This window comes from Rhizobacter sp. (assembly GCF_031412495.1).
GTDB lineage: Bacteria > Pseudomonadota > Gammaproteobacteria > Burkholderiales > Burkholderiaceae_C > Schlegelella_A.
Window position 1 is genome coordinate 1 of the sequence record NZ_JANODC010000146.1, and the last position, 9,127, is coordinate 9,127.

Below are 9,127 nucleotides of genomic sequence, written 5' to 3' on the forward strand. Positions count from 1 at the left end.
GAGAAGAACGGCGAGACGATCGAGAAGTTCCTCGCCGCCGTCGCCGAGGCCGACAAGTGGATGCGCGCCAACCCGAAGCTGGCGGCGCAGGTCGCGACGCGCTGGATCCCGGGGCTCAAGCAGGACGTGGCCGAGGCCGCGATGCAGTTCAACATCCAGCAGAACGACCGCCGCCTCTCGGCCAACAACTACCGCGCGCTCTTCGCCGCCGAAGACCGGCTGAGCCGGCTGGGCATCATCAAGTCGACCTTCGACGTCAACAAGCACATCGAGCCGAAGCACATTCTGAAGGTGATGCGCGACAAGCCCGAGCTGTTCTCCGACCTGCCGCCGATCCCGGCGAGCGTGGCGATCACGCCGGGGTACGTCTTCAGGCCTTGAGGCTGCGCCGGAGCGCTTCGAAGAACAGCTCCGACTGCGTTCGATCGCCGAGCGTCTGCTCGCGCACGCGCTCGGCGATCGAGGCACCGACCGGCAGCGGCGTCCGCCCGGTCGACTGCGCCAGCACCTGCACCATGCAGGCCCGCTCGAGGTAGTAGAGGTCGTCGTAGGCCCAGGCCATGCGCTCGCCGCACACGACGATGCCGTGGTTGCCGAGGAAGGCGACGTCGGCGCTGCCCATCGCTCTGGCGATCCGCTCGCCTTCCGAGGCGTCGAGGGCCAGGCCGTTGTAGCCGGCGTCGACCGCGACGCGGCCGTGGAAGCGCATGGCGTTCTGCGACAGCGCCGTGTCGAGGCCGCGGTCGGCGGTGAGCGTCAGCGCGGTCGCGTACGGCATGTGCACGTGCAGGACGCAGGCCTTGCGGCACAGGCGATGGATGGCGGCGTGGATGAACATCGCCGTCGGCTCGACCTCGTGCCTGCCCGCCAGTCGCTGCCCCGCGCCGTCGACCATCACGATGTCGTCGCCGCCGACCTCGCTCCAGAGCAGGCCGCGCGGGTTGAGGAGAAAGCGCCCCGAACGGTCGGGGAGCTCGACGCTGAAGTGGTTGCAGACGCCTTCGGCCAGGCCGTGGTGCGCCGCCGCACGCAAGGCCAGGGCGAGGTCTTCGCGAAGGCTCCGCACGGCATCGCCGTCGAGCTCGGAGGGGCTGGGGGTGGGGGTCATCGGTGGCGCTCCTTTCGTGCATGCAGCTTAGCCCGGCGCGACACGATTTCTGATGCAATGGCGACGCATCCAGGAGCAACGCACATGATCGCCAGGAACACCCTCTGTCTCTGGTACGACGGCACCGCCGAAGACGCGGCGAGGTTCTATGCCGCCACCTTCCCCGACAGCTCCGTCGGTGCCGTCCACCGCGCGCCGGCCGACTATCCCAGCGGCAGGCAGGGCGATGTCCTCACGGTCGAGTTCACGGTGGCCGGCATTCCCTGCATCGGCCTCAACGGCGGGCCGGAGTTCAAGCACAGCGAGGCGTTCTCGTTCCAGATCTCGACCGAAGACCAGGCCGAGACCGACCGCCTCTGGCAGGCGATCGTCGGCAACGGCGGCCAGGAAAGCATGTGCGGCTGGTGCAAGGACCGGTGGGGCCTGTCCTGGCAGATCACCCCGCGCGCCCTCGTCGAAGGCATCGCCGACGCCGACCCGGCGGTGGCCAGGCGCGTGTTCGAGGCGATGATGGAGATGAAGAAGATCGACATCGCCGCGATCGAGGCGGCGCGGCGCGGTTGACGCGGCATGCGGTGATCGAGCGCCATCGAGCGGCGCTGGACCTGGTGCTCGACACCAACGTCGTCCTCGACTGGCTCGTGTTCCGTCACCCGGTCGGCGCACCGATCGAGGCGGCGCTGGCATCGGGGCAATGCCGATGGCTCTGCACCCGGGCGATGCGCGACGAGCTGGCCCGCGTCGCCGTTCGCCCATCGCTGGCGCGGTGGGCGGTCGATGCGCCTGTCGTCCTGGCCGCCTTCGATGCGCTCGCGGTGGACGTCGGCGACCTTCCGCCGCTCGGCGCCGCCGAATGCCTGCGCTGCACCGATCCCGACGATCAGGTGTTCATCGACCTGGCGATCGCGCGGCGCGCGCACGTGCTGCTGACGCGGGACCGGGCCGTGCTGCGGCTCGCGCCGCGAGCGCGGCGCTTCGGCGTACAGATCGCCACGCCCGAGGCCTGGCAGCAGTTCCGCCTCAGCGACTCGCCTGCGACGCCGCCGCCACCCGCCGGGCGATGAATTCGATCGGCACGTGGACGGAGCTGCCGCCTTCGGTCTGCATGACGATGCGGAGCTCGTCCCCGGCCAGCCGGCCGCGGTAGCGATGCACGACGGCGCCGTTGCCGCTGCTGCCCAGTTCGCTCGTGCGGGTGACGAAGCGCAGGCCGGCGGCATCGACGCGGCCTTCGAGCACGCCGCGCGCGACGCCGAGGAACGAGGCACTGCCGTGCAGTTCGTCGCCGTCGCCGGTGAAGGTGAAGCGCTCGGCGAAGCGGGCGTTCTCCCAGTCGTAGGTGACGTCGGCTCGCCACTCCCCGTTGATCTCGACGCGGGCCGCGGGCGGAGCCTGCTCGGCGCGCGACGCTGCCGCGGGCAGCGGCGATCGCTGCTGCCACTGCCACAGTGCGCCGAGCGCCACCAGGGCCAGCACCGGCCCGGCGATCCACCAGCCGGTCCGCGGCGCCTCGGCGGCCGGGCTCCGGCGCGGCGCCGCCTCGGCGAGCGCGCCGCGCACCTCGCGCACCAGCTCGGCCATGTCGGCCGCGAAGCGCGTGTTGTCGAGCACGAGGGCGTTGCGGCCAGGCAGGGCGACCAGGTCGGGCGGCAGCTGCGCCGGGTCGGGCATGGCCACGCCGTCCAGCAGGACCGGGATGACGCGCAGGCCCTTCGCCAGCCCGGCCGCGACCTCCTGCCGCACGAAGTCGCCGGCCTCGAAGATGCGCGGTGCGGCGCCTTCGCGCTCGCCTCGCCAGCGCTTGCCGATCAGCGCCAGCAGGACCGCCGAGCTGCCGACCGAGCGCTGGATGACCTCGCTGAAGGCCTGCCCGGCGTTGATGTCGTCCACGTCGATGAAGACGCGCTCGGCACCGAAGCAGCGAACGAGCTCGTCGTGGACGGCGCGGGCATAGCCGGCGGCGTCGTCGCGGCGGTAGCTGACGAAGATGTGGGGCTGCTGCATGGCGTCCGCAGGGCCTCCGCAGCATAGCCCGGCGCCGCCGGGGAGACGCGTTCCTGCCGAACGCATTGCTCGGACTTCGCCGCTCGTGTAGGGTTCCCGCATGCAGCCCGACCCGGACGACCTGCGCCGCCGCGACCTGATGCGCCAGGCCGCCTGCGTCGCCAGCGCCTGGGCGGCCGCCAGCGCCCTGCCGGCGGTGGCCGCCGGCGAGGTGCAGGTGCACCCGCGCTCGCTGCTCGTCGATGCCCAGGGCAGGCCCTGGCGGGCAAGCCAGCTCAGGCCCGGCGAAGCCTTCCTCTTCAACTACCCGTACACGGTGTCGCCGGTGTTCCTGTTCGCGTTCGAGCGCGAGGTCAAGCCGGCCGAACTCGTCACCGAAGGCAAGCAGCGCTACGCGGCACCGGCCGGCGTCGGCGCGAACCGGTCGATCGTCGCGTTCTCGGCGATCTGCGCGCACAAGCTGATGTATCCCACCGCGGCGATCAGCTTCATCGGCCTGCGCAGCGGCGGCCGCGGCGAGCCGGCGCACGAGATCCACTGCTGCGGCGACAACTCGCGCTACGACCCGCTGCAGGGCGCGCGCGTGATCGACGGCCCGGCCCCGCAGCCGCTCGCCGCCGTGCTGCTGGAGTGGGACGCCGGCAGCGACCAGCTGCAGGCGGTGGGCACGCGCGGCGGCGAGATGTTCGACGCCTTCTTCGAGAAGTACGCGGCGAAGCTGGAGATCGAGACCGGCAGCGGTCAGCGAAGGCCGAGCGGCGCCACCGCCGTCGTGCAGTCGGCGGCGAGCTACAGCAGACAGTGGCGCAGCTGCCGGGCGTAGCGCGCCCTGCCGGGCTTGGCTTGCAGCCCACCTCCGGAGATCGCCGCATGAACGACGAAGCGCAGCCCTATGTCCCGCCCGAGGTCTGGACCTGGCAGCCGGGCCGCAGCGGCGGCCGCTTCGCCGGCATCAACCGGCCTGTCGCAGGGTCCACGCACGAGAAGGTGCTGCCGGTCGGCCGCCATCCGCTGCAGCTGTATTCACTCGGCACGCCGAACGGCGTCAAGGTCACGGTGCTGCTCGAGGAACTGCTCGCGCTCGGCCACGCAGGAGCGGAGTACGACGCCTGGCTCGTGGACATCAACGCGGGCGATCAGTTCGGCAGCGGCTTCGTCCAGGTCAATCCGAACTCGAAGATCCCGGCCCTCTGCGACCGCAGCGGGCCAGCGCCGGTGCGGGTGTTCGAGTCGGGGGCGATCCTGCTGTACCTGGCCGAGAAGTTCGGCGGCGCCTTCCTGCCGCCCCTCGGCACGGCGGAGCGCGCCGAGTGCCACTCGTGGCTGTTCTGGCAGATGGGCAGCGCGCCCTTCCTGGGTGGCGGCTTCGGCCATTTCTACGCGTATGCGCCGAGCAAGATCGAATACGCCATCGACCGCTACGCCATGGAGGTCAAGCGCCAGCTCGACGTGCTCGACCGCCGCCTGGCCGAAAGCCGGTACCTTGCCGGCGACGAATTCACGATCGCCGACATCGCGGTGTGGCCCTGGTACGGGACGCTCGCGAAGGGCCAGCTCTACGAAGCCGGCGAGTTCCTGCAGGTGCAGGCGTACGCGAACGTTCTTCGCTGGACCGACGAGATCGCCCGCCGCCCGGCCGTCAGACGCGGCCGGAGGGTCAACCGAACCTGGGGCCAGCCGGCGAGCCAGCTGCGCGAACGCCACGACGCCAGCGACTTCGACGAGGTCCCGACATGATCACCCTCTACGACTGCGCCACCGCGCCGAGCCCGCGACGTGCCCGCATCCTCCTGGCCGAGAAGGGCGTCGCGCACGAGACGGTGCAGGTGGACCTGCGCAGCGGCGAGCAGCTCGGCAACGCCTACCAGGCGATCAACCCGCAGTGCACCGTGCCCGCGCTTCGAACCGACGACGGCCTGCTGACCGACAACGCCGCCATCGCGGCCTACCTGGAGGCGCGCTTTCCGGAGCCGCCCTTGCTCGGCTCGACGCCGTGGGAGAAGGCCGACGTGGCGAGCTGGAACTGGCGCGTCGAGTTCGAGGGCCTGCTGGCGATCGCCGAGGCCATGCGCAACAGCGCGCCGGCGATGGCCAACCGGGCGCTGCCCGGCCGGGTCGACTATCCGCAGATCCCGGAGCTGGCGCAGCGCGGCCTGGCACGGGTGCAGCAGTTCTTCGCGACGCTGAACGAGCGCCTGGCCGACCGCGCCTTCGTCGCCGGCGAGCGGTTCAGCATCGCCGACATCACGGCGGTGGTCGCCGTCGACTTCGCGCGCGTCGTGAAGGTGAAGGCCGGCGAGCAGCACCCGCATCTGCTCCGGTGGCGGGCGGCGATGGCCGAGCGGCCATCGATGGCGGGCCGGCAGTAAGCACCCGGATCGGGCACGCCGCGTGCGAGGGGCACGCGGGCGCGACGCGACCGGATGCACGCCCGCACTGCGCAAGGGGTCGATGCGCGTCCGCCGTCCCCTAGCTGGCGCTCCGGACTAGTCTCGACCGATCCACTCGATCAACCAGGAGACTCAATGGGCACGGTCACGACCAAGGACAACTGCAAGCTTTACGTCAAGGACTGGGGCAGCGGCCGACCGGTGATCATGATGCACGGCTGGCCGCTCTCGGCAGACAGCTTCGACGACCTGTCGATGGCCCTCGCCGACGCCGGCCTGCGAGCGATCTCGTACGACCGGCGCGGCTTCGGCCGCAGCGATCAGCCGTGGTCGGGCTACGACTACGACACCCTCGCCGACGACCTGGCCGCCGTGATGGAGCAATGCGACGCCCGGGACGCGACGCTGCTCGGCTTTTCGATGGGCGGCGGCGAGGTCGCGCGCTACATGTCCCGGCATGGCGGCCGCAATGTGCGCCAGGCGATCCTGGTCGCCTCGGTCGTGCCCTACATGCTGAAGACGGCCGACAACGCGCAGGGTGTGCCGCAGTCGATCTTCGACGAGATGACGCAGGCAATGAAGGAAGACCGTGCCAAGTTCTGGACCGGCTTCTTCAAGGACTTCTATGGCGTCGGCCTGGTTTCGCACCGGGTCAGCGACGAGGTGCTCGAGTGGTCGCGCGACGTCTCGATGCAAGCGAGCGTGAAAGCGACGCTGGCCTGCGCCAAGGCGTTCGCGACGACCGACTTCCGCCCCGACCTGAAGGCGTTCAAGGTGCCGACGCTCGTCATCCACGGAACCGCCGACAAGACCGTGCCGATCGACACCGCCGGCCGCGCTGCCGCCAAGGGCATCGCCAACAGCACGCTGATCGAGTACGAGGGCTCGCCGCACGGCCTGCTCGCCTCGGACAAGAAGCGGCTGATCGCCGACGTACTGAGCTTCGTGCAGCGAGGCTGACCGGCGGCCGCACGCCCGACGCGCCAGGGACTTCCCGGCGCGCCGGTCGCGGCGCGCCGGTCGCGGCGCGGATCAGCGGTCGAAGCGGTCGAGCTCCATCACCTTCGTCCACGCGGCGACGAAGTCGGCGACGAACTTCGCCTTCGCGTCCGCGCCCGCATACACCTCGGCCACGGCGCGAAGCTGGGCGTTGGAGCCGAACACGAGGTCGACGCGCGTGCCGGTCGACTTCAGCGCGCCGCTCTTGCGGTCTCGGCCCTCGAACGTGGCGGCGTCGGCTGCCGTCGACTTCCACTCGATGTTCATGTCGAGCAGGTTGACGAAGAAGTCGTTGCCGAGCGTGCCGGCGCGCTGCGCGAAGACGCCGTGCTTTGCACCTCCGACGTTCGCGCCGAGCACGCGCAGGCCGCCGACGAGCACGGTCATCTCGGGCACGGTGAGCGTCAGCAGCTGCGCCTTGTCGATCAGGAGCGCCTCGGCCGGCACGCTGTAGCGGCCCTTGAGGTAGTTGCGAAAGCCGTCGGCGACGGGCTCGAGCGGGGCGAACGACTCGACGTCGGTCTGCGCTTGCGACGCGTCCATGCGGCCCGGCCGGAAGGGAACGGTCACCGTCTGGCCGGCGTCCTTCGCGGCCTTCTCGACGCCGGCCGCGCCGGCCAGGACGATGAGGTCGGCGAGCGAGATCTTCTTGCCGCCCGTCTTCGCGCCGCCGTTGAACTCGGCCTGGATGCCTTCGAGAGTCTTCAGCACCTTCGCGAGCTCGGCCGGCTGGTTGACGGCCCAGTCCTTCTGCGGCGCGAGGCGAATGCGCGCGCCGTTGGCGCCGCCTCGCTTGTCGGAGCCGCGGAACGTGGACGCCGAGGCCCACGCTGTCGAGACCAGCTGGCCGACCGTGAGGCCCGACCCGATCACCTTCTGCTTGAGCGACGCGATGTCCTGGGCGTCGACGAGCGGGTGGTCGACCTTCGGGATCGGGTCCTGCCAGATCAGCTCCTCGGCGGGAACCTCGGGGCCGAGGTAGCGCGCCCGCGGACCCATGTCGCGATGGGTGAGCTTGAACCAGGCGCGCGCGAAGGCGTCGGCGAACTGGTCGGGGTTGGCGAGGAAGCGGCGCGAGATCTTCTCGTAGGCCGGGTCCATGCGCAGCGACAGGTCGGTCGTCAGCATGGTCGGCGCCAGCTTCTTGCCGGGGTCGTGCGCATGCGGGATGGTGCCGGCGCCGGCACCGCCCTTGGCGACCCACTGCTGGGCGCCGGCCGGGCTCTTCGTCAGCTCCCAGTCGAAGCCGAACAGGTTCTCGAAGTACTCGTTCGTCCACTGCGTCGGCTTGCTGGTCCAGGTGACCTCGAGGCCGCTCGTGATCGTGTCGCCGCCCTTGCCCGTGCCGAAGCTGTTGTGCCAGCCGAAGCCCTGGTGCTCGAGGTCCATCGCTTCCGGTTCCTTGGCGACGTGCTCCGCGGAGGCCGCGCCGTGGGTCTTGCCGAAGGTGTGGCCGCCGGCGATGAGGGCGACGGTCTCTTCGTCGTCCATCGCCATGCGGGCGAAGGTGTCGCGGATGTCGCGGGCGGCGGCGATCGGGTCGGGCTTGCCGTCCGGGCCCTCGGGGTTGACGTAGATGAGGCCCATCTGCACCGCGGCGAGCGGGTTCTCGAGGTCGCGCGAGTGCGGCACCTCGCTGTCGTCGTCCTTGACGAGGACGCCGTGGCCTTCCTCGACGCCGGGCGAGCCCTGCGAGTAGCGCACATCGCCGCCGAGCCACTTCGTCTCGCGGCCCCAGTAGACGTCGTGATCGGGCTCCCACACGTCGGGCCGCCCGCCGGCGAAGCCGAAGGTCTTGAAGCCCATGCTCTCGAGCGCGACGTTGCCCGTGAGGACGATGAGGTCCGCCCACGAGATCCTGTTGCCGTACTTCTGCTTGACCGGCCAGAGGAGCCGGCGGGCCTTGTCGAGGCTGACGTTGTCGGGCCAGCTGTTGAGCGGCGCGAAGCGCTGCTGGCCGCGGCCGGCGCCGCCGCGTCCGTCGCCGATGCGGTAGGTGCCGGCGCTGTGCCAGGCCATGCGGATGAAGAGCGGGCCGTAGTGGCCGAAGTCGGCCGGCCACCAGTCCTGCGAGTCGGTCATCAAGGCCGCCAGGTCTTGTTTCAGCGCGGCCAGGTCCAGGCTCTGGAAGGCCTTGCGGTAGTCGAACTCGGCACCCATCGGGTCGGACTTGGCGGAGTGGTGGTGCAGCAGGTCGACGCGCAACTGCTGGGGCCACCAGTCACGGTTCGTGGTGCCACCGCCAGCGGCTTGGCTGAAGGGGCACCTGGCTTCGGTGTTTGCGCGATCCATCGGCGACTCCTGAAAGAACAACATGCGTTGCGGTCTCAGGATTTTGGTCAAGTGCCATCCGTCGCGCGACAAAAAACACTCAATCGCGGCCATAGGCGCCACCATGACGAGGGCCCGTCGCTGCGCAAGACCGCGTTGTTCGCAGCCACCGACGCAGCGGTGTCGTCGCGCTGACCCACGACCCGAAGCGCGACGACCTGGCGCTGATGGAGGCGTTGCGCACGCCCGCCTTCTACGTCGGCGCGGTCGGCAGCCGGCGCAACAACGAGGCCCGACGCCGGCGCATGGCCTGCAAGAACGGCATCGCCGTCGCGCGCGAGATGCGGGTCGCCGA

The 9,127-nt window shown here is 70.6% G+C and carries 10 protein-coding genes and 1 pseudogene; 8 read left to right on the top strand and 3 right to left on the bottom strand.

Going from position 1 to position 9,127, the window contains the following annotated elements; genetic code table 11:
* Window positions 1-381 (top strand): hypothetical protein (locus AC30N0_RS05270; protein ID WP_489516881.1); only part of this gene is annotated, 381 nt, incomplete at its 5' end.
* Here AC30N0_RS05270 and AC30N0_RS05275 read toward each other — a convergent pair.
* Complete coding sequence (locus AC30N0_RS05275) at window positions 371-1,108, bottom strand: aldolase (RefSeq protein WP_489516882.1); 738 nt, start codon at window positions 1,106-1,108, stop codon at window positions 371-373. The genes AC30N0_RS05270 and AC30N0_RS05275 overlap by 11 nt on opposite strands.
* Before the next feature lie 84 nt (window positions 1,109-1,192).
* Here AC30N0_RS05275 and AC30N0_RS05280 point away from each other — a divergent pair, with 84 nt between their 5' ends.
* Both AC30N0_RS05280 and AC30N0_RS05285 read left to right on the top strand, forming a co-directional pair.
* Complete coding sequence (locus AC30N0_RS05280; protein WP_489516883.1) at window positions 1,193-1,672, top strand: VOC family protein; 480 nt, start codon at window positions 1,193-1,195, stop codon at window positions 1,670-1,672.
* Window positions 1,673-1,683: 11 nt separating this feature from the next.
* The gene (locus AC30N0_RS05285; protein WP_489516884.1) at window positions 1,684-2,172 is read left to right on the top strand and encodes a PIN domain-containing protein; all 489 of its coding nucleotides are present in this window, start codon (window positions 1,684-1,686) and stop codon (window positions 2,170-2,172) included.
* Here AC30N0_RS05285 and AC30N0_RS05290 read toward each other — a convergent pair.
* Window positions 2,129-3,112, bottom strand: a complete 984-nt coding sequence (locus tag AC30N0_RS05290) for a toll/interleukin-1 receptor domain-containing protein (RefSeq protein WP_489516885.1) — start codon at window positions 3,110-3,112, stop codon at window positions 2,129-2,131. The two genes, AC30N0_RS05285 and AC30N0_RS05290, sit on opposite strands and share 44 nt — an antisense overlap.
* Window positions 3,113-3,212: 100 nt before the next feature.
* Between AC30N0_RS05290 and AC30N0_RS05295 the strand changes: the two genes are divergently transcribed.
* From AC30N0_RS05295 to AC30N0_RS05310, 4 genes are all read left to right on the top strand, one after another.
* Window positions 3,213-3,935: a Rieske (2Fe-2S) protein gene (locus AC30N0_RS05295; RefSeq protein ID WP_489516886.1), complete on the top strand. Its 723-nt coding sequence runs from the start codon at window positions 3,213-3,215 to the stop codon at window positions 3,933-3,935.
* 47 nt (window positions 3,936-3,982) lie between these two features.
* Window positions 3,983-4,849 carry a glutathione-dependent disulfide-bond oxidoreductase gene (gene yghU, locus AC30N0_RS05300; protein ID WP_489516887.1) on the top strand — a complete coding sequence of 289 codons (867 nt, stop codon included), beginning with the start codon at window positions 3,983-3,985 and terminating at the stop codon, window positions 4,847-4,849.
* Window positions 4,846-5,481, top strand: coding sequence for a glutathione S-transferase family protein (locus AC30N0_RS05305; RefSeq protein WP_489516888.1), 636 nt, complete (start codon window positions 4,846-4,848; stop codon window positions 5,479-5,481). Before yghU ends, AC30N0_RS05305 begins: the two co-directional genes overlap by 4 nt.
* 156 nt (window positions 5,482-5,637) lie before the next feature.
* Window positions 5,638-6,462: an alpha/beta fold hydrolase gene (locus AC30N0_RS05310; RefSeq protein WP_489516889.1), complete on the top strand. Its 825-nt coding sequence runs from the start codon at window positions 5,638-5,640 to the stop codon at window positions 6,460-6,462.
* A 72-nt stretch (window positions 6,463-6,534) separates the two neighbouring features.
* Here AC30N0_RS05310 and katG read toward each other — a convergent pair whose 3' ends face one another.
* On the bottom strand, window positions 6,535-8,793 hold the full coding sequence (gene katG / locus AC30N0_RS05315) for a catalase/peroxidase HPI (protein WP_489516890.1): 2,259 nt from the start codon (window positions 8,791-8,793) through the stop codon (window positions 6,535-6,537).
* 134 nt (window positions 8,794-8,927) lie between these two features.
* Here katG and AC30N0_RS05320 point away from each other — a divergent pair.
* Window positions 8,928-9,127, top strand: a pseudogene (locus AC30N0_RS05320) (XdhC family protein); the annotation flags it as partial.